The sequence below is a fragment of the Amycolatopsis sp. NPDC059235 genome (genome assembly GCF_042754125.1).
GTDB classification, from domain to species: Bacteria; Actinomycetota; Actinomycetes; order Mycobacteriales; family Pseudonocardiaceae; genus Amycolatopsis; species Amycolatopsis albidoflava.
Map to the genome: position 1 here is coordinate 1 of NZ_JBHZAG010000025.1, position 21,100 is coordinate 21,100.

Sequence of the window (21,100 nt, forward strand, 5' to 3'; positions counted from 1 at the left end):
AAACTGGTGATCACCACCTGCGTCACCGACACCGACTCGGCCGGCTTGACCCACAACCCGAACTCCCCCACCGGCTCCGTCGGCTGCCAGCGCTCCCCGAACGGCGACATCTCCAGCCCCGTCACGCCGCCTCCCCGACCTCGGCCGGAACCGGGCGCAGCACCGACACCGGGCGCAGCACCCGCCGCGTCGAGCGCCGACGCGACCGCGCAGCCCGCGACTGGTTCGACTCGCTCGCCAGATACGCCGCGACCTCGGCCTGCTCGGCCAGCGTCAGCACCAGCTCCACGTCCTCCGCCGCGTGGTCCAGCGCCGCGTCCCACGCCAACTCATCCCGCTCCCACGCCAACGCGGAAGCCTCCTGAACAGCGGAAACATCGTCGAAATCGGTGCCGTCCAGCTGAGCCTCAGCCAGGTGGCGGGTGATGTGTGCGGACCTCATTGGGGTCTTTCCCTTCGTTCGTTGACCTGATTTAAGTTAGTTCAACTTAGTTCAACGCGGAATCGGCCAATCGGGTGAACTAAGTCAATATGGTTTATCCGGCTAGACTTGCCTCATGAGCACAAACAGTTCCCGTGTTGCGCAGTACGAGAAGGCTGCGGACGAGATCCTCCGCAGGATCCGCAGTGGCCGACTCGGTCCGGGAGACAAGCTGCCGACGCACCGCGTACTGGCCGATGAACTTGGAGTCGCGGTCGGAACCTTGCAGCGCGCTCTCGGAGAGCTGGAGAAACAAGGCTGGGTCACGTCGCGTCCTACTGTCGGAGTGTTCGTCAACGGGATTCCCGAGGGTTACGTCAAGCCTGTGACCCTCGAGCAACTGGCGCAGGAAGTAGCGGATCTGCGCTCGCGGGTCAACAAGCTGGAGGGTCGCTAGCGTCCGCCTACGCCCCGAAAGAAGTTGACGATCCCGTCGATCGCATCCCCACCGAAAGCGAGGGCATTGTGGACACCCGCAGCAGCATCGCCCGGATACTTCACCACCAGGACGATTGCCGCGATCAGCACAGCAGTGCCGATTACCTTCGGCAGAATGCCGCCGCTCATCTTCAAGCCCGGGAAGTTGTTCTTCGCCATGTCACTCGCTCCATTGGGTCTTGGTCGATCCGCCACCCCCTCGGTGGCGCTGTGATTCCAGAATCGTCGATCGACGAACCCAGCAGCAGTGCACAGCGAAGGGCGCACGACGCAGGGCGGGGGCACATGAGTTTGCGCGGATGTGCCCCCCGTGCCTACTGCGCGTGTTTTACTGGTGACGGGAGGGCAATGTGAGTGTTCGAGGGAAGTCGCCAAACCACCGTTTAGCTGCGGTGATGCGCGAGGCCGGCGTCAGCAACAAGGGTCTGGCAAAACGCATGCGAGACCTCAGCAAGGCAGACCGCGGCCCGGAGATCTCGCCAAGTCACACCAACGTCGACAAGTGGCTCAGCGGGGAGACAAAGCAACCGCAGCCCCGGACCTGCCAAGTGCTGGTCAAGGTGCTGAGTCAGCTGCTCGGACGCCCGGTGCGCCTCGACGAGGTCGGATATGGCGACACAGCTGCAGTCGCAGCGGAGGGGGCGGATAGCACCCTTGAGTACCCGGAGACGCTGACCGCATCGGCCGTCGCTTTGACCCAGCTGGCCAACTACGAGCTTCGGCCCGACGATGCCGCGCGAAAGCTGCAGGTCGTCCCGGAAGCATGGGACGGCCTGCTGGCGAAATGGATGTTCGGCGGCGACACCGAGCGGTCGATGCCGGTCGAGCCGCGGCAGCTTCACGAGATGGATGTCCACGCTGTACGCGACGCGACGGGAATGTTCTCGAATTTCGACTACCGGTATGGCGGTGGGCGACCAAAGCCGCTGGTCGCGCGCTTTCTCGAAACCGAAGTGCTGCCGCTGATCCCGCACGTCTCGCCGCACACGCCTCTGGGGCGCGAGTACTTCCGCGAAGTCGCCGCACTCACCCGCCTAGCGGGCTGGACCGCTTATGACATCGGCCAGCATGCTCTCGCGCAGCGCTACCTCTACCAGGCGTTCCGCCTTGCACGAGCCGGAGGGGACAAGGCGCTCTGTGGTCGCATTTTGGCTGGCATGAGTCACCAAGCCAACTTCATTGGCGACTACGAGCGCGCGGTACACCTCGCCCGTGCTGCGATCCACGGGGCCACCGGCCATGCCACCCCCACCACGATGGCGCTGTTTCACGCAATGGAGGCACGAGCACTCGCGTCGCAGAACAATCAGGTCGAGGCGGCCGTGGCACTGTCTGCGGCAGAAACCTGGCTTTGCCGGAGTGAACCTGACAACGATCCCGAGTGGATCCGGTACTTTGACCAGGCTGAGCTGCATGCCGAGTTCGCACATTGTTTCCGTGATCTCGGCGACGCGGACCGCGCTGCCGAACACGCGGCGGCATCCATTGCAACCTCGAAGAACATCTACGTTCGCAGCCTGTCGTTCTGCCGCACCGTGCTCGCGACAGCCCACCTGCAAGCCAACGAGCTTGACCAGGCGCTGGAAATCGCCCGGGGCGTGGTCGACACCGCGGCGGACCTTAAATCGTTTCGCGTAGTTTCCTATCTGAAAGACTTTCGGCAGCGACTCTCTGAACGGTCAAAAGAATCTGCGGTCATCGAGTTTGGCGACTACTTCGCCAGCGCGTTTCCATCAAAAGACTTGCCAGCTTCGGGGAAATTGATTGTTGCGTAGGTCCGCTATGCGCTTTCGAATCTCGGCATCAACCCGGCGGGACTGTCCATTCTGCTGCATTAGCCAAGTCGCCATATTGAGTTCGCGGATAGCGCGAATAGTGGGATATCCTGTCCATTTCAGGGCGTCAAATCCGTAGACCTCGACAAACTCGTCATATTCGCTCCGGCTAACCCACCCGAATCCCTGGTAGCGGGTTGCCGTGACCGCCAAGTCCCACTCGCGAGGTCCCCAAGAAAAGTCCTCGAAATCAATCAAGCAGACCGACGAATCTTGACGTCGCATAAGGTTGCCCGGATGTGCGTCACCATGAATCACGCCGAGGGGTAGGTCGAAGCTCAACTCGCGAAAATCCTCCTCAAGTCCCTCGCATCGGCTCAGCAGAAAATCCATATCTCCGACAGGCAGTGCACCTTCAGGAAGCTCTCTAAGCCGTTGGCGAACCTTGGGCAGCGGACGAAAAGAAGGTAGGCGTAGGGTTTCAGCCGAGGGTAGCTCGTGAAGCTTTCGCAGGATAAAAGCAAGATCGGCCGAACTTGGCTCCGGAGCGCTTTCGTGAATAGTTTCCCAGAAAGTCACAGTGAATCCGTGTGCAACAACAGCCTGCGGCAATCGCGCGAGCCTAACGGACGGAAACTTGGCATCCGCGAGCCAGTTGGCAACTCGAACCTCTTTTTCGCTTGCGTCTTGAGACCTCCCAATTCGCACAACAATATCGTCCGCCGTGCGATAGATCGCGTTTTCACCCATACGCAGCAACGTGGCACCCTGCGGATCAAGCCCGACGTCTTGACAAGCTTGACGCAGGGCACCATGTGCCGAGGACGGTGTGAGCGCGGCGCGCGTCGAAGTCATACACCCAACTCCCGTAGACGACGGCTTCAGATTACAGGGGCAGCCAGCACGGTGCCCGCTCGGCAAGCACCTCGACAATCTACGCAGACCGCCTGAACGCGCCACCGGCAATGCGTTCGCTAGCGCCGAAGGCGTAGCGCATTTACAAGAAGCGCAATTCCAAGCGCCAGCAAAATACTCACGCCGAACCCACAGTTGACGCTCATGCCGACGAAAAATGCACCTAACGCGCACACGAGCGGCAGTATCCATCGGCGGCGACGACGAACTTGTTCTAAGACCACGTATTCTTTAGGACGACGGAACATCAGCATGTTTCCCCTCTTGCGCGAGTGCAACCCTCCACTGCACCGTAGATGAGTCTTGACGAATTCGGGAGGGATTGCGTGATGACAGGACGACCCGAGGGCACCGCCGGTGGTTACAACGATGGGACCCCAGAGGATTACGACCGAGATGCGTGGCAAGAGTTCACACCATGGCGGCCGGGGGATCCAAGCACCCAGGGCGAAGCGCCGGCCAGCTACGCCGCAGGCTTCGAGGGAACTGGCCTGAGCTGGCCGCAAGCAGCCGACGCAGGGGATCGGAACAGGCAGGCTCGGGAGGGTGAATCAACTGGCCAGAACGCTCAGCAGGCGCGGGGACGTTGGTGGACTGAAGAGCAGCCGACACGGTTTGAACGTGGCGACCGAGTGCGGAGCCGCTCCGCAACCGGCGGGAGCGTGTTCTGCCACGTCCCGGCGGGCACTGAAGGACGAGTCACCGGCACGCGAAGCGGGCTCTTCGGCGGCGACTACGCCACCGTGCAGTTCGAGAACGGCTATACGGAAGAGGTTTCGACCGCCGACCTGAAGCGTGAGGAAGGGTGGTTCTAACCCTCTGTCCTGGCTGGCCGCGGTTCCGACCGTGCCGAGGGTGTGCCGAAGGCGCTTAGACCGCGATATGGCCAGGAACGTTCGTGCAGGTAGTAGCGCTATACGCCGGTGCTGGCGCGGCGCTCTCCTAAAGCCGGTGTCGCAGGTTCGAATCCTGCCGGGGGCACATCTTTGCAGGTCAGGACCGTTTTCGAGCAGGGATGTTCGAACCGGGAAGGCCTGAGAGCCAGAAAACGGTCAGAATTCATTGAGTGACGGTTGGGACGGTCGCGTTAGCTCAGCGCGACGTTCCGGAGCGCTGCATCTCTTCGTACGCGTCGCGCAGGCCGCGCGCCTCACTCATCTTCCGTGCCTCGACGGACTCGACCACCTCGGCGGCGCGCCAGTAGTTCGAGGGGACCACGCGCCCCGAGGCTAGCGCCGAGTGCGTCGCGCCGACCGCTTCGTCTAGCCGGTCGGTAGAGATCAGCGCGAGCGCCAGATCGAGGTTCGCCGAGGCAACGCGCCGCGGCCATTTCCCGTCAGGGGTCTGACGCTCAAGCCGTTTGATTATCTCCCGCGCGAAGGTCTCGGCGGCCGGATCGCCAGCCCACGCCAGCGTCGTAGCCATGTAGGCGACCGACTTGTTCGGGTCGTATCGGTAGTGGTGCTCCGGCCGGTCCGGCACTTTCAGCGGCGACACGAGGGTGGCGACCCGGCTCAGCGCGGCGTACATCTCTCGCCGGTCGCCGAGCCGCGCCAGCGCGCGCCCCTCCTGCGCCGACGACTGAATCTCGATCGAGCTTCCGCGGGGCGCGAAGGCCTGCGCTCGGCGCGACAGGTCGAGGGCGCCGACGTAGTCCTTGTTCGTGAGGAGTTGCCACGCTTCGGTTTCGTATCCCACGCGCGGATCTCGTCGTGTCCCGCGTCCCTGGCGAAATCGTGCGCATTGCGGAGCCCCGCGCGCGCCGTCGAGGTGTTGTCGAGATCGATGTGCACCGTTGCGGACAGCAGCGAGAACCAGCCGCCGACGACGAACAGCCGCCGGTGTTCGGACAGCGTCATCCGGGCGTCCATCAGCCGGGAGACGTACGCGAGATATCCCCGGATCCGGGGTGCCAGCGTCGACGGCGCAGTGGTTGCGTAGTCGATCGCCAAGTCGTCCACGATGGCCTCTAGCTGGCACAGCGTCGCGTCGCCTACGTCGCTCGCCGCGACGCGTTGGGACAGCTCCAGCGCGGCGGCTTCGTCATCCTCGGCGGAGCTGCCGACCGGTCGCAGCGCGGAAGCGCTCGGCAACAGCTCGAGCGAATCCGGGTCGGTGTCGCCGTTGATGTGCGCCTCAAGCTCTGTGCGTGAGATCCCCAGTTCCCGTGCGAGCCGCGATCGCACATACAGCGCCGGAGCAGACTCTCCGCTTTCCCAGTAGCGGACGGTCCGTTCGGATACGCGGACGCGCTCCGCTAGCTGCTCTTGCGTGATGCTCTTCGCTTCGCGCGCCCGCCGCATTCCCGGCTGCCCCACCGTCATGCGTAGGCCAATCGTGCGACGGCCACTCATAACCCGCTCACCACGTAACGTAGCTGATCGCCGATCCCGGTTCAGTTTCTGCATGGGCGATCCGCCACAGTTATTGCATGGATGAGGACAGCTCAGAGCCACGTGGGCAACGACCGATCGAAACTCTGACCGGAGTCGGTCGGCGACCGCGGCTGCAGGAGCTAACGCCTAAAGCGATGTGGGCGACTGTCGCCGCGATTACCGTGCTGACTGCGGGCGCTGTCGTGAGCTTGTGGTGGGCGGCCACCAGAGGCCTTACTGGTGCCGCGCTAGTCACCGCCCGATTTGACGCACTCAAGATTGGCCTGAGCATTGGAGTTGGGAGCGGCGGCATCGTCGCTCTGTACCTGGCCTGGCGCCGACAACGCTCCACCGAAGCCGACCTCGACAACCGCGAACGCGCCCTCGCCCACCAACGGGACGTCTCCAACGATGTCCGTGCTGACGCGACCGCACGACGGATTACCGAGTTGTATACGAAAGCTGTTGAGCAACTCGGCTCTGACAAGGGCCCGGTCCGCCTTGGCGGGCTATACGCACTGGAGCGTCTCGCCCAGGACAATGCAGAACAGCGCCAGACCATAGTCAACGTCCTGTGTGCCTACCTGCGCATGCCTTATCAGCCGTTGGCGGCACCGCCCAATGACGACCACGATGCCGTAGACGCGAACCTGCTTCAGCAATACCGCGAACAACTTCAGGAACGCGAAGTCCGAATTACCGCGCAGCGGATTCTTGAGGAGCACGTCAAGCCTGCCCGCGACGAGGCCTACTGGGGTGAACGTGATCTCGATCTTGCTGGCGCATATCTCTATAACGTTGCCCTGACCTCCATTCGCGTTGGAGAAGTCCGATTCGACGGGGCAACCTTTGCCGGTGACGCCAAGTTCGGCGACGCGAACTTCACCCGCACCGCCAAGTTCGGCGACGCGACTTTCACCCGGACCGCATGGTTCAGCAACGCGACTTTCAGCGGTGATGCCAAGTTCGGCTACGCGACTTTCACTCGGAACGCCTGGTTCGGTGGTGCGGTCTTCGCCCGGAACGCTTGGTTCGGCAGGGCTGTTTTCGAAAGTGATGCCAAGTTTGGCGGGGCAATCTTCGCCGGTGAAGCCAAGTTTGGCGGGGCGACGTTCCACGGCGACGCGAAGTTCGGTGGCGTGACGTTCGAAGGCGACGCCTGGTTCAACGGGACGACGTTCACTAACAGCGCCAAGTTCGGCGGGGTGACCTTCGCTCGCAGATTCAAGTTCGACGAGGCGACGTTGAAAGGTTCTCCTTTCGAGTTCGTCAAACGCGAGGGCACGTCGGAGAGAGATACCGATGACGGTGGCAACGTATGAGCGGGAGCAGTGAGGCGCACCCCTCCGCTGCGAATCGGAGGTATCCGCCGCGGGCAATGGGAGCCCGGTGCCAGGATTTAGCCTTGAACTAACCGAATTCCCGCGCGACCTGTCCCTCGTTACTGTGAACGGCGAACAGGCCGGGTGCATCTACCTCGAAACCCTTAAGGGCAGTGCTGAGCAGCGGTGCGACATGTTCGCCGCCGATCCGACAGGGATGTACGAGATGCTGAAACCGCAGCTTATGGCATTGCCGAGCGAGCGGTACGTGGCAGGCAGTTCAGCACCCGGGACGGCCGTTGTGCTCGACAGATGGCCCGAAGGCAGGGCCGTTGCGACATGCGCCGGAGGCGCAGCGGGACGCCGCGGATCTGAACGCGACGCGGTGGCGCGGGGTTTAGTGACGGCAGGAAAGAACAGCTAGGGGAAATTTCACGTCATCTCGCGGCCCATCCTCTGCCCGCCGAAACGGGGCTGCGGACTGCGAGTGGCCGTAACCTGTCGCAGGCATGCTTCACACTGAATCCATGCCTGCACAGAGGCGAGGTTCAGGCCACCAGATGATCCCGGGGTGGGGACACGCAGACAACGGTCCAGTTCTGATGACCGGCTGCTCCTGCAACGGTGTCAAGCGGGGCCGGAACTCGCCGCAGGAAGCTGAAAAGGCGTTCGCGGCTCATCCTGAGGAGGTTTCGAGCCTGGGTACCGTCGAGTGTGCTGCCTGCTGCCACAACTACGACCCGGGCGACCCGGCCGCCGCGAATCTGCACGCCGAGCCCTGGAGCGTAGATGCGGCCGGTGTGACGGAAAACCGCGCTCTATGCCTGTGGATCCAGTTTTTGCGCGTGCCCTAGCCGCTGACGGCGGAGGAACGACCGGTCGGACCGTACTTGCCCGACCAGCCGCATTTATCCGCTACATCAGCGTTTGGGCTGTGTGTCCCACAGCTCGCGTAATCGGGTATTGAGCCCGTCGAGCCATTGCCAGATCTGCGAAGCCTGCTCCGCGTCCAGTCCTGCGCGACGGATGTACCGCCGCGTGGCCTCAACTAGTTCCTTGTCCAGCATCTGCGTCTCCTTCGTCAGATTGATGGCCCTCACCCCTTGGAGAGCGAAGGCGCTCGTCCTGACCGGTTAGGCGCGTCGAGATGGCGAAGCCGTCGGAGTCGACCGCGGTCACGAACGCCGGGGTGCCCTCCTGCGACAGGTAGCCTGCGACGGCTCGACGAACCGGCGGAACGGGTGCTGCGCCTCGGCGAGCTGGACGCCGGCAATCAGTTCCCTGCCACCGAACGCGCCCCGACGCGGCCCAGCTGTCGGTGCTGGTGCTGGTGGACGCCTGCGCACCCGACGGCACGAACCTGTTGGTGACGGTGTCGCCCTGACCATCGGCTCTGTTCAGCTCGGTGAAGACCATCTCCTCGGTCTGCCGGCTATAAGACTCGCCCATCGCCTGCGCGGTATGGCGTGCGATGGCGGGGTTCGAGCTGCCGACGGCCTCGCGGGTCACCTGGAACGTGCCGCTGATCGCCTTCGGCTTCACGGTCACCGTGCCCAGCGTGAGCGTGCCGCCAGCCGGGTTCGTTCCCTCGGTGTGCTGGCTGGTCATGCCGTCAGAGCTGGTGAAGCTCGGGATGGTGAACAGAGACGTGTCCGCGAGCGAACCGTGCGAGATCCCGCCGGCTAGCGGGCGGCCCTTCATCAGCTGCGCGACGTAGAGGTCCGGTCGGTAGCCCAGGGGGACGACGGCCGCGGCGTTGGTGGCATTCGCCGCGAACATCGCGTTCGAGACCTGGTTCGCGATGCCCTTGGTCTGCGCCTCGAACTGCAGCAGGCGGTCCCGCGCCTCGCTGTCGAAGTTCTTGTGTGCGCTCCACGAGTCCTTCACCAGGGACGGGCCGTGTCCGTTCATACTGTAGACCGGCGCTTCGCGCGTGACGACAGCGCGACCGGCGGGTACTACCTGCCGTTCGTGCTGCTGGAACGGCAGCTTGGCGAAGGCCTCGGAGATGCCAGCGGTCAGCTGCGCGACGCGATGCTCACCCGTGCCGACGACCAAGCCGATGCCCTGATTCGCGAGTACGTCGACCGCGAAGTCACCGGGCGGCTGGCGGACCTGCTCGACACCCCGGACGCCGCGTTCCGGGCCGGCATGGTCAATGTCCAGCTCCTGGGCCTTGCCGTGGCGAGGTACGTCGTGCGGATCGAGCCGATCGCGTCAGCGCCGGCGGACGAGCTGGTCAGCCGGTTCGGGCCGCTCGTGCAGCAGTGTTTGACCGAGGGCGGCTAGGCAAAAAGCCGGTCCAGATACTGGTCGACAGCCATCAGTGCGGCGCGGGATTCGATCACGTCCAGCTCAAGCAGCGGAGTCAGTCCGGTCAAAGCCAGGACGAGGTTCGTCTCGACAGCCGGGTCGCGATCGGCGGCGATGTGTCCGTCGGCGATGGCTTGCCGGATCAGGTGTTCGACGAGGGCTCGCTTCTCGCGAAGGTCGTCGCGCAGCTTCGTGTGCAACTCCGGATCGTGCAGTGCTTCGAGGACGTACGCGGCGTTCATCCGGCTGGTGGCGCGGGCGTCGGGATGCAGCGGCAGCATTTCGGTGAGCGTCACCCGCAGCACGTCCCGAGGGTGCGTGGCGCCGGCGAGGCTCTCGGCGACCCGGTGCGAGGCCTGCTCCGCGGCGAACTCCATCGCGAACGCGAGCATCGCGGTCCGCGTCGAAAAATAGTGCTGCACCTGGCCGAGAGACGCCTCCGCCTCGTGCGCGACCTCGCGCATGGTCGCCCGGTTCCAGCCCTGCTGCGCCACCACCCGCCACAACGCGCGCGCGATCGCTTCCCGCCGCTCGCGGTGGTCGACCTTCTTCGGCACGTCGGCCCTTTCCCTCGTTCCAATACAGCTGACATAATACACTTGACTTGAAACCTGAGGGGGATGAGAATGGGTGACAAGACGCAGCCAGTGGTCCGGACGGTCGAGGGGGCCGTGGCGGGCCGCTGGCGAGCGGGGATGGCGGAGTTCCGCGGAATCCCGTACGCCCGGCCGCCGGTGGGCGATCTCCGGTTCGCCGCGCCTGTCCCGGTTTCGCGCTGGGACGGCACGCGGCAGGCGACCGAGTTCGGTCCGCTGCCTCCGCAATCCGGGCCGGTCCGGATGGAGTCGGCGCACGAGACGGACTGGTTGACGCTCAATGTCTCGACGCCGGATCCGGGCGCGGCGGGGCTGCCGGTGCTGGTGTGGCTGCCGGGCGGCGGATACGTCATCTCGGTGAGCAGCGACCCGACTTACGATCCGACCTTGTTGTGCGGGGCGGGGTTGGTCGTGGTGAGCGTCAACTACCGGGTCGGCGTCGAGGGATTCGCGCTCATCGACGGCGCGCCGGCCAACCGGGGGTTCCTGGACCAGATCGCCGCCCTGAACTGGGTCCGGCGCAACATCTCCCGTTTCGGCGGCGACTCCGCCCGAGTGTGCGTCGCCGGTCAATCAGCGGGCGCCGGATCGATCGCGGCGTTGCTCGTGATGGCGCAGGGCCTGTTCCAGCGTGCCATTACCCATTCCGTGCCCGGAATTTTCGCTCTTCCCTCGCTCGCGAAGAAGGTCACCGCGGCGCTCGCGAACGGGGAAGACCTCCGGAACATCGACCCGTGGCAGTTGGCCGACAGACTCACCGCGTTCAACGCCAACCTGTCTGGCCAGCGCGATCGCTGGGGTCCGATGGCTCAGGTCGGGGCCGGGGTTTGCCCTGTGCTGGACGCTTCCCTTCCGAAGACACCCTGGTCCGCTCTCGAGGACGGGGTCGAGCTGCTCGTCGGCCACACCCGCGACGAGTTCCGGCTGTTCTCCGTCATGGCCGGGCGGCTCGGCACATTCACCGCCGAGGACGCCCAGCTGGCCCTCGATCTCCTTGCTCCCGAACCGGATGGCTATCGCGCCGCCTACGCGGGAGCCAGCCCGGAGGAGCTGATGGAGATCGTCTATTCGGACGCGCTCTTCCGGATGCCGAGCCAGCAACTCGCCGAAGCGAACGCCTTGGCGGGTGGCAGGTCGTATCTCTTCGAACTGTGCCTGTCCGCGCCTGGCCTGGGCGCGTGCCACAGCCTCGACGTACCTCTCGCATTCGGAACCGTGGACAGTCCGACCGGCCGGCAGGTGTTCGGCGAGAAACCTGATGCCGCAACGCTTCGGGTGTCTGAGGAGCTACAACGGGCCTGGGTTGACTTCGCGACCAATGGCGATCCTGGATGGGCTGCCTATCGTCCCGATGAGCGGCTGACCCGTGTGCTGGACGTCGAGTCGAAGACAGTTCCGTATCCGGAAGAGGCTTCGCGGAAAATCTGGGAGCACCACTCGCCGGTCCCGTTTAATCTTCCCGTATAGGCGGTCCGATCTGCCGGTACCAGTCAAGAAGATCAGGCTGGTCGACGCTGCCTGGATCGATCTCTGGATCCTCCCCTCGCAGCAACCGTTTCACGGGGACTTCCAGCTTCTTCCCGGTGCGAGTATGCGGAATCCCCGGTGCCGCAATGATTTCGTCGGGAACATGCCGTGCTGAAGCACCTTGGCGAATTGCGGCGGCGATCCGCTGCCGAAGCGCGTCGTCGAGGCTCACCCCATCGATCAAGGTGACGAACAACGGCATCCAGTACCCGCCGTCGCTCTGTTCAACGCCGATGACAAGAGCCTCCGCGATCTCCAGAAGCTCCTCCACCGGACCGTAGATATCGCTACTTCCCATCCGTACGCCATGCCGGTTCAGCGTCGCATCTGAACGGCCGTGAATGATGACCGAGCCGCGGTCGGTGATAGTCGTCCAATCGCCGTGCCGCCACACGCCCGGGAACGTGCCGAAATACGCGGCTCGGTAACGGACACCGTCGGGGTCATTCCAGAAACAGACTGGCATGGACGGCATCGGACGTCTCACCACCAGCTCGCCGACTGTCTCGCGTACAGATTCCCCGTTGTACCCCAAAGAATCGAGCGCGACACCAAGGCAGGGAGCCGACAGCTCACCCGCCCAGACCGGAGTGGTGGGCGCTGCGCTCGCGAAGGCCGTGACGACGTCCGTCCCGCCGCTGCTCGAAACGACCTGGACCCGCGACCCGAGTTCGTGCTCGACCCAGCGGTGCAGGTCGGCCGGGAATGTCGATCCGGTGACGCCTAGCCGAACCAACGCACTGAGGTCGTGCTCGTCAATCCGGACACCGGCCTTGCGGCAGGACGCCAGATAACCGGGGCTGGTTCCCAACGTCGTGACTCGCAAGCGGGCGGCCAACTCCCACAACGCATCCGGGCGGCCGGACGCGGGACTGCCGTCGTAACAAACCGCGGTCGCTCCGACCAGCAGAGCGCCGACAAGCGAGTTCCACAGCATCCAGCTGGGCGTGGTGTACCAGAGGATTCGATCACCGGCACGCAGGTCTTGGTGGAACGCGGAATGCTTCAACTGCTCAAGGACAACACCGCCGTGTCCATGCACTATCCCTTTAGGACGGCCAGTGGTCCCCGAGGAGAACAAGATCCACAGTGGATGCTCGAAGGGAACCGGAATGGGTGCCAGCGCGGCATCGCCATCAATGATCGAGGACCAGGGAATCGCTCCGGGTAACGATTCCGGGTCGATCACCACGGTAGCGACCAACGTGGACAGTCCGGCTCGTAGAGCTGCCACATCGGCAGCGCGCTCGACCACCCGGCCGCCGTGTCGCGACCGGGTCGCGGTGATCAACACAGTCGGCGAGAGTTGGGCGAAGCGCGCCTCCGCGGCCGATCCGACGTAGTCCAGCCCGCAGGCAGCCCAGACCGCCCCGAGGCTCGCGGTGGCCAGAAACGCCACGATCGCCTCCGCCGAATTAGGCAGATACCCCACGACCCGGTCGCCGGACGACACGCCCAGTTCGGCCAGCGCAGCCGCGACCGACCCGACTTGCCGACGCAATTCACCCCAGCTCAGCTCAACCGGAGCGCCGTCCTCGGTCACCGCGAGCACGGCAGTGGCGGCCTCGTCGCGGCCCCGGAACACCTCGGCCGCATAGTTCAGCGTGCTCCCCGGAAACCAGACGCTGCCCGGCATCGCCTCGGTCGCCAGCGCCGGTTGTCCCTCCGGACGCGCCGGGAGTCCAAAGTAGTCCCACACCGCGGACCAGAAACCGTCGAGATCCCGCACCGACCATTCCCACAACGTCCGGTATTCGCCGGTCAGGTCGCGGCCGGCGCGGGCCGAGGCGTACCGGGCGAAATCGGTGATCTGCGCTTCCTCCACCGGGACCCAGCCGCTCATTCAATCTCCCATTCCGCGGCCGTAGTCTGCACTGCCTTGGCCGCGAGGGCTTCGAACAGCGGCCGTCCGCCGGTGTCGGCGAGGGTGACGAACAGCCGGTTCCCGCCGTCGGTGCAGCACGCGATCGGGAACGCCGCGCCGGTTTTGATCGTCTCGCGCACTGTGTTGTCCCGGACCAACACGACCGCGTGGCCGGTGGTGGTCGCGACCCAGATTCCCTCCGGCCCCGGCCAGATTCCGTCCGGACGAGCGTCGGGATCGACCAATTCGGCAAGGTCGGCATAAGGACGCCGATCGGTCAGTGTGCCGTCCGCGCTGACGGTGAAGGCGGTCAGCCGTTGGGCAGCGGTTTCGGCGACGATCAGGGTGCGTCCGCCGTCGAGGAAGGCGAGGCCGTTGGGGAAGTCGAGGTTCTCGGCGGCAACGGTGGCCGAGCCGTCGATGGCGACCCGGACCAGGCGGCCTGGCCGTGGTGGTTCACCGACGTCGTCGACGTAGAGATTGCCCTGTTCGTCACCGACAAGATCGCCGAGCGGACCGGTGGCCACCGCGCCGAGGTCCGCGTAGGTGGCGAACTGCCCGCCGTCCCAGACGCCGATGCGCTTCTCGTGCATCATCGCCGCGACGAGCCTGCCGTCGGGCAAGAACCACAGCCCGTTGGACGGCGAGTCGAGCTTCGTGGCACTCCAGCTTCCGCCGTGGTCCGTCCACAGTTGACTGCCCTGGGTGTCCGACAGCCACAGCGCGCCTTGGTGCCAGCGAGGTCCCTCGCCCCAGATCATCCCGGTTCCGTACGGCTTCATGCGCGCACCGCCATTTGCCGCGCGAGTTCCTTAGTCGCCGTCTCCAGTTCCGCCGTGTCGGCGGCGAGCGCGAAGGCGTACCGGTCCGGGCGGATGATGGCCGCAGCGGCCGAATTCGCGGCCAACCACGCCTCGACCGCCGGACCAGCGTCAGCGACCACCGCGACGTCAAGCTGCCGCCACAACTCCGCGATCTCCGCCGACACGGCCTGCTTGCCCACGACGACGAAGTTGTATCCGGTGACGTCGTCGAGTCGCGTGCCGTCGGCGGCTCGGGGCTGCGGGCTGAGCCGACCGGGCTCCCCGCTCAGCCCAGGACCGAGCGGCGGCCTGAGCGGTTCGAGAGTCTGGGGTTCTCCCAGCTCCGGATGGGTGTCGCCGATGCCGAAGGACTCGATCAGGTTGGCCTGCCGGGCGGATTCGGCGATATAGGGGCGAACGTGCGGGGCGCGCTCGCTTTCGTAGGTGTCGAGCAGGCTGTCGGGGCCGACGCCCTGGACGACCGCGGCGAGCTTCCAGGCGAGGTTCGCCGCGTCGCGGAGCCCGGAACACATGCCCTGCCCGAGCATCGGCGGCATCTCGTGCGCAGCATCGCCGGCGAGGAACAGCCTTCCCGAACGCCAGCCGTGCACGAGCCGCGCGTGCCATTCGTACGTGTCGGCTCGCATGATGCGATAACTGCCCGGTTCGATCCAACGGCTGAGCGCGTCGTATACCGCTTGCGGGCGTTCGAGCGCGGCGGCGTCGTCTCCGTCGAGGAGCATGAATTCGAACCGCAGCATCGGGGGAAAGATCGGCACGTAGGTAATCGGCCGCTTTCCCTGGCACAGAATGAATCCGGAGTCCGCGGGCAGTGCCGGAGGATGCTCGAACGGATGGATGTCGACGATGAGGGAGCGTTGCGTCCCCTCCAGATCTTCGACTTCGGAACCCATCAGGCGCCGGACGAACGAATTGGCTCCGTCCGATCCGACGGCGTAGGCCGCTTTCACCGTCTTGACCTGGTTCCGGTCGGTCACCGTGAGGTGCACCGCGTCGGCGTCCTGGGAGATCTCGGTGACGGACCAGCCGAACCACAGGTCGACGTTCGGGTCGCTCGCGAGCAAACCGCGCAGCCGGGATTCGAAATCGGGTTGGTGGAACTGGTAATCCGTACGCCAGCCTTGTCCGGATTCGTCTCGCGCGTGGGCGAATTCGAGGAAGGGCGTTCCGTCCGGCAGTTGCAGCGTCCATCCGGCCTGCCGCAGGAATCGTCGCTCCAGATCGGCCGCGTCGAGCGTTTGCAGGGTGCGCATCGATTCGTCGTCGAGATGGGTCGCTCGCGGATGGTGGCAGACGATCCGGTTCGGATCGATCGCGGCGACCCGGAGCCCTTTCGCGCTGAGCAATCGCGCGAGGGTCAAGCCGACCGGACCGCAGCCCACGACGGCGATGTCGTACGTGTCCATGACTGTTCCTCCGCTCAAGCCGGTTCTTCGACCGGCTGAGATGTGCGGGCTTCCGCGGTGCGGCGGAAACCTCCAAGGGCGACGGTGAGGAGCGCCCCGAGGATCGCCGGCACCGCGAAAAGAAGGAAATTCCACTGTGGAGCGAGGCCGGCGGCAAGAACCCAGCCGCCAAGCACCGGACCGGCGATCGCGCCGATCCGGCCGATTCCCAACGCGACACCGATCGCGCTGGCCCTGGCGTGCGCCGGATAAGTGCGGGCGATGTAGACGTTGATCAATCCCTGCACGCCGAACGCGCCCGCGCCGCCGATCAACACGATCACGGCGAGCACCACCAACGGCGACCGGATGCTCAAGGCGGCCATCGCACCCGCGGCGACGACGAAACAAGCGATGATGGGAATTCTCGACCCCGCCCGGTCGGCCAGCACCGCGATCGCGAGACCTCCCACGGTCGCGCCGACATTGAGCAGGGTAAGGAACATCAGCGAGGAATCCAGCGGATACCGTGCGGCTTGCATCAATTGCGGCAGCCAGGTGTTGATCCCGAAGATGAGCAAGAACGAACAGATCACCATCACGCAGAACAGCGCTGTCGTTCCCGTGTACGGCTGCCGCAGCACAACGCGCAAGCCGCGTGCCCCGGTCGGCTCTCGCCGATATACCGGCGATTCGGGAAGCCAGCGGTAAGTCATCGGCAGCAACAGCAGCCCGACCGCGCCGCCGACCACGTACTCCGGCCGGAAGTTGTCTCCCTGCAGGAAAGACCCGGCCACGACGGCCGCCAGCGATCCGCCCACCGTGACTCCACATTGGACGATCGCCGAGCTGAGGTTCTTCCGCTTCGGCGGCGCCAGTTCGAAGATCAGCGGCCCCATCGCGGGGTAGACCGCGCCGACCCCGAGCCCGACGACAAGCCTGCTGGCGCCGAACAGTTCCGGATTGGGCGCGAACGCGCAGGCGAACATGCCCAGCGACACGACCGCGATGCTGAGCAAGGTCGTCCGGCGGCGTCCGTACCGGTCGGTGAGCGGACCGACCAGCAGAGCGCCGAAAAGCATGCCCACCGGGGTGAGGCTGCCCAACGTGCCCAATTCGGGGAGGGAAAGATGCCACGGCTGGTGCCGGAGCAACAGTGGCGTCGTCGCACCGAAAGCGACGAGGTCGTACCCTTCCAGCGTCATGACGGCCAGCCCGATCGCGATGGCTCGCCACGGCATCGTCCTCACGTGCGTGCCGTCGCTGTCGGCAGGCGCAGCACTCGCTCGGCGTTGCCGTGGCTGATCTTCTCGCGATCCCGGTTGCTGATCGGCGCTTGTTCAAGGAACTGGACGGCCTCGGCGGTGTCCTCGAAGGGATAGTCGACGGCGAACAGGATCGCGTCCGCGCCGACGGCCAGAATCGCGCCGGCGAGCGCGGCCGGGGAACACACACCGCTGGTGGTGATCAGGATGTTGTCGCCGAAGTATTCCGACGGTTTCCGCGCGAGGGTCCGGTGTTCCTGCCGGTCGTAGCGCGAGTCAAGCCGCGCGAGCTGAAACGGCAGGAACTCGCCGAGGTGGCCGAGAATGAGCGTGGCCCCGGGATGCCGATCGAAGACGCCGCCGAAAATCAGCCGGAGCGCGTGCCCGCTGGTCTCCGCCGCCCAGCTCCACAATGGACCCCGCAGTTCCGGCCGTCCCTCGAGCACCTGCCACGGCTCGGCCGGGGGAGCGCCTGGGTGGAGGTAGAGGGGCACCCGCGACTCTTCGAGCGCCGCCCACACTGGCTCGTAGCGCTGGTCGTCGAGGTAGACGCCGTTGGTGTGGTCGTTGACGAGTACGCCGCTGAGCCCCAGCGTGCCGACGGCTCGGCGGAGTTCCGCCACCGCCGCCTCGGGATCCTGGAGCGGCAAGGCCGCCAGCCCGCGGAACCGATCCGGATGGGCGGCGATCACCTCGGCTAGGTGGTCATTGGCGATCCGGGCGTCGTTGACTGCCTGTGCGGCGTCGGTCAGGCCCTGGATGCCGGGTGCGGTCAGGGAAAGCACCTGGACGTCGATGCCGTGCTCGTCCATTTCCGGCAGCCGGTAGGTCGTGTAGTCGCACAACCGTTTTCCCCAGTCCTCGACCCACCTCGTGGCGGTTTCCGTCTTGGGCACGGGGTAACCGGCCTGCAGTTCGGGGAGCGCGAACGCTTCCTCCATAGCGATGTAACGCAAGGTCTTTGCCTTCCTTCGGCGATGTGCTCAACTGCCTTCTGCGTGCGCGCCGGTCATGTGCGCCGCGAGATCTTCCGGATTGATGAACGACGGCGGAGGCGGCGGACCCCATTCGTAGAGCGACTGGAGGCCCTCGAACGAACGCGGCGTCCAGAGCTGGTCGTCGACGATGGCGTCCATGTCGGAGTAGTACTCGGCGAAGTTCCCGGCGGGATCCTTGAGATACCAGAAGAAATTCGACCCGATGTGGTGGCGGCCCAGTCCCCAGACGTGGCGTTCCGGATGCTCGGCGAGCATGCTCATCGCACCACGCCCGACATCGTCCACATCGGACACCTGCCAGGAGGTGTGGTGCAAGAAATTGAGCGGAGCCTGCTGTACCAATAGGTTGTGGTGGTCGGTGGAGCACCGCAGGAATGCCGCGCGGCCGGGGACCACGTCGCTGACCTTGAACCCGATTCCCTCGGTGAAGAACCGCTGGGTCGATTCCTGCTCGACAGTGCCGATCACGACGTGCCCCAGTGCGAGCGGCCGCACCGCCTCGGTCCGGGACAGAACCGGTGCCCGGGTGTCGGCACGGTCCAGCCGGCCCGGCCCGTTGTACAGGGTCGCCGGTACGGATACGCGCACCAGCCGAGGCGCGATGACCGCTTCGACGGCGATGTCCGCGATGGGTTCCCGCGCGCGCAGCGTGTTCGCGTCGCGCTGTACCGGGATGCCCAGCCGGTCTAGGTTCGCGGCGATCCGGCCGAGGTCGTCAGCATCGTCGACCGCGACGGTCATCCCGAGCAGACGGCGGACTCGCGAGTGCTTGAGGACGAACTGCTCCCCGCCCTCGACCGTGGCGAACCGGCCTGGTGCGAGCTGCGTGAGCCCGAAGTCGTCGTAATAGCCGGCGGTGCCCGCGACGTCGGGGACACCGATGGTCAGCGACTTCAATCTGTGCAGTGCCATGGAATTACCCCTTTCACCCGGCGACGCAGATTTGCCGGAGCTGTCCGATGCCCTCGATCCGCGTGACCACTTCGTCGCCAGCCCGCAGGTAGCGCTGCGGGGACCGGGAATGCCCGACGCCCGAGGGCGTGCCAGTGAAGATCAGGTCCCCGGGCAGCAGCGGGCATAACGCCGACAGCCGGGCAATCAGCTCGGCGACCGAGAAGACCATCGACGACGTGCGCGCCTTCTGCACGGTCTCGCCGTTGACCAGGCATTCGATCGCGAGGTCGTCGGGGTCGGCGAACTCGTCCGCGGTCACCAGCGCCGGCCCCGTCGGCGCGAATCCCGGGAAAGACTTGCCGAGCGAAAACTGCGGTACCGGCCCCGCCGCCTGCACGACCCGCTCGGAAAAGTCTTGCCCCACAGTCAATCCGGCCACGTGCAGCCAGGCGTCCTCGGCCGCGGTTTTCTCGGCCCGGCGGCCGATCACCACCACGAGCTCCGCTTCCCAGTCGACGAACTCGCTGGGCAGCCGCAGCTGGGTGTCCGGCCCGGTGAGGGAGGTGGCGAACTTCGTGAAAGTCGCGGGTGACTCCGGCAGCGCGAGCCCCGCTTCCCGCGCGTGCTCGCGGTAGTTCAACCCGATCGCGAAGATCTGCCGCGGCTTCGGCGAGGGACTCCCCGCGCGGCCCTCGGACGCGGCCGGCCCGTCCGTCGTCGCTCGCCCCCACTCCGCGAACTCGGTCCAGCGCTCGAAAACCGCGAGCGGATCGGCCGGAAACCGCCCGCCGCTCGCGCCCTCGACGTCGATCACCTTGTCGTCGAGCACCAGGCACATCCGGCCCGCCCGTGTCGTCGTCTTCATGCTCCGCGTCCTTCCGCCTGCGTCCCGGCCAGTGAACACCTGGGAATCTCGATAAGTCAACTAAATCTCGAGATTCTTGGGTGAATGCGGAATCGGGTACGATCTTCGACATGACTGGCGCTCGCAGCACGACCCGCGTCGAGGACGTCTACCTGCGTCTTCGCGCCGACATCCTCAACGGCCGGCATGCGCCGGGATCGCGGCTGCGCGTGGAAGCGCTCAAAGGGGACTACGACGCCAGCAGCGGCGTCCTGCGTGAAGCACTTCCGCGTCTCGTGGGCCAGGGACTCGCGACTTTCGCGCCACAGCAAGGTTTCCGGGTCATCGACGTCTCCCCGGACACCCTGCAAGACCTGACCGAGGCGCGCGTGGTCGTCGAGACGCACGTGGTCCGCGAATCCCTCGCGCAGGGCAGCATCGAATGGGAATCGGACCTGCTCGCGGCGCACCACAATCTCGCCCGCACCACGTTCGCCGACGAGTCAGACGCGATCAACGAGCGATGGCTGACCGCGCACGCCCGGTTTCATCAGGTCCTGCTGGAAGGCTGCCCCAACCAGCACCTGCGCGCGGTGGCGACGCAACTGCGCGAATCCGCCGAGGTCTACCGATGCTGGGCCCGCACCTCGAGCGAGGACAGTCACCGGGACGTCGTCGCGGAACACCGGCTGATCTGCGAACGCGCGATCGAACGAGACGCTCCCGGCACGGTCGAGGCCCTGCGGGACCATATCGAGCTGACTACGAAGCTGCTGCTCGACGACTATCGGAACCGGGGAGGCGAAGAGGTGGGGTGACCATGCCTCAAGTGTTGCCACGTCGCGTAACCGGCGTCCAAGACTGGTTCGCTATCCGTCGATAACCTGGCGGCATGGTTGCTGCGCACTTCGCCCGCGGTGCGCTGACGATCAGCTCGGGACGATCAGCGCGACGGCCGCGGCGAGAATGATCCCGCCGCAGCCGCCGAGCAGTATGGCGCCGACCATGCGAGGGGTCCCGTTTTCGGTGAGTACAAGGAAAAGCCCGACTGCGCCGAGTGCAAGCGCAACCGCTCCGAGAATGAGCAATGCCGGCGGAAACGCCATCGCCGGCCCGGCGGGCTGCGGGTCGGTGAACGACGGGCTTTCGGGAACCGTGCCAGTCGCTGACGCAGGCTGAGTCACCGTTTTGCTGGGTTGCGGCTGTGTGCTGGAACAGCCCGACAACAGCGCCAAAGCCGTCGAGCACACAAGAATCTGGCGTGGACGGCGCATGCGAGCTCCC

24 protein-coding genes are annotated in these 21,100 nt (G+C 65.5%); 7 read left to right on the top strand and 17 right to left on the bottom strand.

Translation table 11 applies throughout. The annotated features are described in order from the left end of the window. Positions 1-121 precede the first annotated feature (121 nt). Positions 122-442 (bottom strand): hypothetical protein, encoded by a 321-nt coding sequence (locus ACFXI3_RS18375; protein ID WP_378400642.1) that lies wholly within the window; start codon positions 440-442, stop codon positions 122-124. Between the two features lie 115 nt (positions 443-557). Here ACFXI3_RS18375 and ACFXI3_RS18380 point away from each other — a divergent pair, with 115 nt between their 5' ends. Further along, positions 558-878 carry a GntR family transcriptional regulator gene (locus ACFXI3_RS18380; protein ID WP_378400644.1) on the top strand — a complete coding sequence of 107 codons (321 nt, stop codon included), beginning with the start codon at positions 558-560 and terminating at the stop codon, positions 876-878. Here the strand turns inward: ACFXI3_RS18380 and ACFXI3_RS18385 are convergent. Further along, entirely contained in the window at positions 875-1,078 is a 204-nt protein-coding gene (locus ACFXI3_RS18385; protein ID WP_378400646.1) for a hypothetical protein, read from the bottom strand. The genes ACFXI3_RS18380 and ACFXI3_RS18385 overlap by 4 nt on opposite strands. Positions 1,079-1,314: 236 nt before the next feature. On the opposite strand from ACFXI3_RS18385, the gene ACFXI3_RS18390 reads away from it, so the two are divergent. Further along, positions 1,315-2,694, top strand: coding sequence for a hypothetical protein (locus ACFXI3_RS18390; RefSeq protein WP_378400647.1), 1,380 nt, complete (start codon positions 1,315-1,317; stop codon positions 2,692-2,694). Here the strand turns inward: ACFXI3_RS18390 and ACFXI3_RS18395 are convergent. Both ACFXI3_RS18395 and ACFXI3_RS18400 read right to left on the bottom strand, forming a co-directional pair. Continuing rightward, the gene (locus ACFXI3_RS18395) at positions 2,653-3,549 is read right to left on the bottom strand and encodes a phosphotransferase enzyme family protein (RefSeq protein ID WP_378400649.1); all 897 of its coding nucleotides are present in this window, start codon (positions 3,547-3,549) and stop codon (positions 2,653-2,655) included. The genes ACFXI3_RS18390 and ACFXI3_RS18395 overlap by 42 nt on opposite strands. Positions 3,550-3,668: 119 nt before the next feature. Beyond that, entirely contained in the window at positions 3,669-3,863 is a 195-nt protein-coding gene (locus tag ACFXI3_RS18400; RefSeq protein ID WP_378400651.1) for a hypothetical protein, read from the bottom strand. A 378-nt stretch (positions 3,864-4,241) separates the two neighbouring features. On the opposite strand from ACFXI3_RS18400, the gene ACFXI3_RS18405 reads away from it, so the two are divergent. Then, positions 4,242-4,424 carry a hypothetical protein gene (locus ACFXI3_RS18405; protein WP_378400653.1) on the top strand — a complete coding sequence of 61 codons (183 nt, stop codon included), beginning with the start codon at positions 4,242-4,244 and terminating at the stop codon, positions 4,422-4,424. A gap of 277 nt (positions 4,425-4,701) precedes the next feature. Here ACFXI3_RS18405 and ACFXI3_RS18410 read toward each other — a convergent pair whose 3' ends face one another. After that, positions 4,702-5,139, bottom strand: a complete 438-nt coding sequence (locus ACFXI3_RS18410; protein WP_378400655.1) for a hypothetical protein — start codon at positions 5,137-5,139, stop codon at positions 4,702-4,704. After that, a complete protein-coding gene (locus ACFXI3_RS18415) occupies positions 5,124-6,017 on the bottom strand; it encodes a multiprotein-bridging factor 1 family protein (protein WP_378400657.1) in 894 nt (297 codons plus the stop codon). The genes ACFXI3_RS18410 and ACFXI3_RS18415 overlap by 16 nt, the downstream gene beginning before the upstream one ends. Positions 6,018-6,040: 23 nt before the next feature. On the opposite strand from ACFXI3_RS18415, the gene ACFXI3_RS18420 reads away from it, so the two are divergent. After that, positions 6,041-7,306, top strand: coding sequence for a pentapeptide repeat-containing protein (locus tag ACFXI3_RS18420; protein ID WP_378400658.1), 1,266 nt, complete (start codon positions 6,041-6,043; stop codon positions 7,304-7,306). 920 nt (positions 7,307-8,226) lie between these two features. Here ACFXI3_RS18420 and ACFXI3_RS18425 read toward each other — a convergent pair. Continuing rightward, a complete protein-coding gene (locus ACFXI3_RS18425) occupies positions 8,227-8,373 on the bottom strand; it encodes a hypothetical protein (RefSeq protein ID WP_378400660.1) in 147 nt (48 codons plus the stop codon). Continuing rightward, positions 8,351-9,193 carry a hypothetical protein gene (locus ACFXI3_RS18430; RefSeq protein WP_378400662.1) on the bottom strand — a complete coding sequence of 281 codons (843 nt, stop codon included), beginning with the start codon at positions 9,191-9,193 and terminating at the stop codon, positions 8,351-8,353. Before ACFXI3_RS18430 ends, ACFXI3_RS18425 begins: the two co-directional genes overlap by 23 nt. 12 nt (positions 9,194-9,205) lie before the next feature. Between ACFXI3_RS18430 and ACFXI3_RS18435 the strand changes: the two genes are divergently transcribed. Beyond that, positions 9,206-9,595, top strand: coding sequence for a hypothetical protein (locus ACFXI3_RS18435; protein ID WP_378400664.1), 390 nt, complete (start codon positions 9,206-9,208; stop codon positions 9,593-9,595). Here the strand turns inward: ACFXI3_RS18435 and ACFXI3_RS18440 are convergent. Next, positions 9,592-10,176 carry a TetR/AcrR family transcriptional regulator gene (locus tag ACFXI3_RS18440; protein WP_378400666.1) on the bottom strand — a complete coding sequence of 195 codons (585 nt, stop codon included), beginning with the start codon at positions 10,174-10,176 and terminating at the stop codon, positions 9,592-9,594. The two genes, ACFXI3_RS18435 and ACFXI3_RS18440, sit on opposite strands and share 4 nt — an antisense overlap. Positions 10,177-10,245: 69 nt before the next feature. On the opposite strand from ACFXI3_RS18440, the gene ACFXI3_RS18445 reads away from it, so the two are divergent. Next, positions 10,246-11,682, top strand: coding sequence for a carboxylesterase/lipase family protein (locus tag ACFXI3_RS18445; protein ID WP_378400668.1), 1,437 nt, complete (start codon positions 10,246-10,248; stop codon positions 11,680-11,682). On the opposite strand, the gene ACFXI3_RS18450 is transcribed toward ACFXI3_RS18445, so the two are convergent. The 7 genes from ACFXI3_RS18450 to ACFXI3_RS18480 are packed head-to-tail and all read right to left on the bottom strand — an operon-like array spanning position 11,666 to position 19,837. Beyond that, positions 11,666-13,585: an acetoacetate--CoA ligase gene (locus ACFXI3_RS18450; protein ID WP_378400670.1), complete on the bottom strand. Its 1,920-nt coding sequence runs from the start codon at positions 13,583-13,585 to the stop codon at positions 11,666-11,668. The two genes, ACFXI3_RS18445 and ACFXI3_RS18450, sit on opposite strands and share 17 nt — an antisense overlap. After that, a complete protein-coding gene (locus ACFXI3_RS18455) occupies positions 13,582-14,388 on the bottom strand; it encodes an SMP-30/gluconolactonase/LRE family protein (protein ID WP_378400672.1) in 807 nt (268 codons plus the stop codon). The genes ACFXI3_RS18450 and ACFXI3_RS18455 overlap by 4 nt, the downstream gene beginning before the upstream one ends. Beyond that, a complete protein-coding gene (locus ACFXI3_RS18460; protein ID WP_378400674.1) occupies positions 14,385-15,836 on the bottom strand; it encodes a bifunctional 3-(3-hydroxy-phenyl)propionate/3-hydroxycinnamic acid hydroxylase in 1,452 nt (483 codons plus the stop codon). Before ACFXI3_RS18460 ends, ACFXI3_RS18455 begins: the two co-directional genes overlap by 4 nt. Positions 15,837-15,850: 14 nt before the next feature. After that, entirely contained in the window at positions 15,851-17,056 is a 1,206-nt protein-coding gene (locus tag ACFXI3_RS18465; RefSeq protein WP_378400675.1) for an MFS transporter, read from the bottom strand. A gap of 5 nt (positions 17,057-17,061) precedes the next feature. Continuing rightward, positions 17,062-18,036, bottom strand: a complete 975-nt coding sequence (locus tag ACFXI3_RS18470) for an amidohydrolase family protein (RefSeq protein ID WP_378400677.1) — start codon at positions 18,034-18,036, stop codon at positions 17,062-17,064. A gap of 27 nt (positions 18,037-18,063) precedes the next feature. Beyond that, positions 18,064-18,990: a VOC family protein gene (locus ACFXI3_RS18475; RefSeq protein ID WP_378400679.1), complete on the bottom strand. Its 927-nt coding sequence runs from the start codon at positions 18,988-18,990 to the stop codon at positions 18,064-18,066. 13 nt (positions 18,991-19,003) lie between these two features. Beyond that, positions 19,004-19,837: a fumarylacetoacetate hydrolase family protein gene (locus ACFXI3_RS18480; protein WP_378400681.1), complete on the bottom strand. Its 834-nt coding sequence runs from the start codon at positions 19,835-19,837 to the stop codon at positions 19,004-19,006. 110 nt (positions 19,838-19,947) lie between these two features. Here ACFXI3_RS18480 and ACFXI3_RS18485 point away from each other — a divergent pair, with 110 nt between their 5' ends. Then, positions 19,948-20,634: a GntR family transcriptional regulator gene (locus ACFXI3_RS18485; RefSeq protein ID WP_378400683.1), complete on the top strand. Its 687-nt coding sequence runs from the start codon at positions 19,948-19,950 to the stop codon at positions 20,632-20,634. Positions 20,635-20,745: 111 nt separating this feature from the next. On the opposite strand, the gene ACFXI3_RS18490 is transcribed toward ACFXI3_RS18485, so the two are convergent. Next, on the bottom strand, positions 20,746-21,090 hold the full coding sequence (locus tag ACFXI3_RS18490) for a hypothetical protein (RefSeq protein ID WP_378400685.1): 345 nt from the start codon (positions 21,088-21,090) through the stop codon (positions 20,746-20,748). Positions 21,091-21,100: the final 10 nt, after the last annotated feature.

Excerpts from the sequence above, each read along its gene's own strand:
- ACFXI3_RS18395 (WP_378400649.1), bottom strand. The coding sequence starts at position 3,549 with ATGACTTCGACGCGCGCCGCGCTCACACCGTCCTCGGCACATGGTGCC.
- ACFXI3_RS18425 (WP_378400660.1), bottom strand. The coding sequence starts at position 8,373 with ATGCTGGACAAGGAACTAGTTGAGGCCACGCGGCGGTACATCCGTCGC.
- ACFXI3_RS18420 (WP_378400658.1), top strand. The coding sequence starts at position 6,041 with ATGGATGAGGACAGCTCAGAGCCACGTGGGCAACGACCGATCGAAACT.
- ACFXI3_RS18390 (WP_378400647.1), top strand. The coding sequence starts at position 1,315 with ATGCGCGAGGCCGGCGTCAGCAACAAGGGTCTGGCAAAACGCATGCGA.
- ACFXI3_RS18385 (WP_378400646.1), bottom strand. The coding sequence starts at position 1,078 with ATGGCGAAGAACAACTTCCCGGGCTTGAAGATGAGCGGCGGCATTCTG.
- ACFXI3_RS18410 (WP_378400655.1), bottom strand. The coding sequence starts at position 5,139 with ATGTACGCCGCGCTGAGCCGGGTCGCCACCCTCGTGTCGCCGCTGAAA.
- ACFXI3_RS18455 (WP_378400672.1), bottom strand. The coding sequence starts at position 14,388 with ATGAAGCCGTACGGAACCGGGATGATCTGGGGCGAGGGACCTCGCTGG.
- ACFXI3_RS18460 (WP_378400674.1), bottom strand. The coding sequence starts at position 15,836 with ATGGACACGTACGACATCGCCGTCGTGGGCTGCGGTCCGGTCGGCTTG.
- ACFXI3_RS18415 (WP_378400657.1), bottom strand. The coding sequence starts at position 6,017 with ATGCAGAAACTGAACCGGGATCGGCGATCAGCTACGTTACGTGGTGAG.
- ACFXI3_RS18475 (WP_378400679.1), bottom strand. The coding sequence starts at position 18,990 with ATGGCACTGCACAGATTGAAGTCGCTGACCATCGGTGTCCCCGACGTC.
- ACFXI3_RS18380 (WP_378400644.1), top strand. The coding sequence starts at position 558 with ATGAGCACAAACAGTTCCCGTGTTGCGCAGTACGAGAAGGCTGCGGAC.
- ACFXI3_RS18480 (WP_378400681.1), bottom strand. The coding sequence starts at position 19,837 with ATGAAGACGACGACACGGGCGGGCCGGATGTGCCTGGTGCTCGACGAC.
- ACFXI3_RS18450 (WP_378400670.1), bottom strand. The coding sequence starts at position 13,585 with ATGAGCGGCTGGGTCCCGGTGGAGGAAGCGCAGATCACCGATTTCGCC.
- ACFXI3_RS18400 (WP_378400651.1), bottom strand. The coding sequence starts at position 3,863 with ATGCTGATGTTCCGTCGTCCTAAAGAATACGTGGTCTTAGAACAAGTT.
- ACFXI3_RS18465 (WP_378400675.1), bottom strand. The coding sequence starts at position 17,056 with ATGCCGTGGCGAGCCATCGCGATCGGGCTGGCCGTCATGACGCTGGAA.
- ACFXI3_RS18485 (WP_378400683.1), top strand. The coding sequence starts at position 19,948 with ATGACTGGCGCTCGCAGCACGACCCGCGTCGAGGACGTCTACCTGCGT.
- ACFXI3_RS18490 (WP_378400685.1), bottom strand. The coding sequence starts at position 21,090 with ATGCGCCGTCCACGCCAGATTCTTGTGTGCTCGACGGCTTTGGCGCTG.
- ACFXI3_RS18375 (WP_378400642.1), bottom strand. The coding sequence starts at position 442 with ATGAGGTCCGCACACATCACCCGCCACCTGGCTGAGGCTCAGCTGGAC.
- ACFXI3_RS18445 (WP_378400668.1), top strand. The coding sequence starts at position 10,246 with ATGGGTGACAAGACGCAGCCAGTGGTCCGGACGGTCGAGGGGGCCGTG.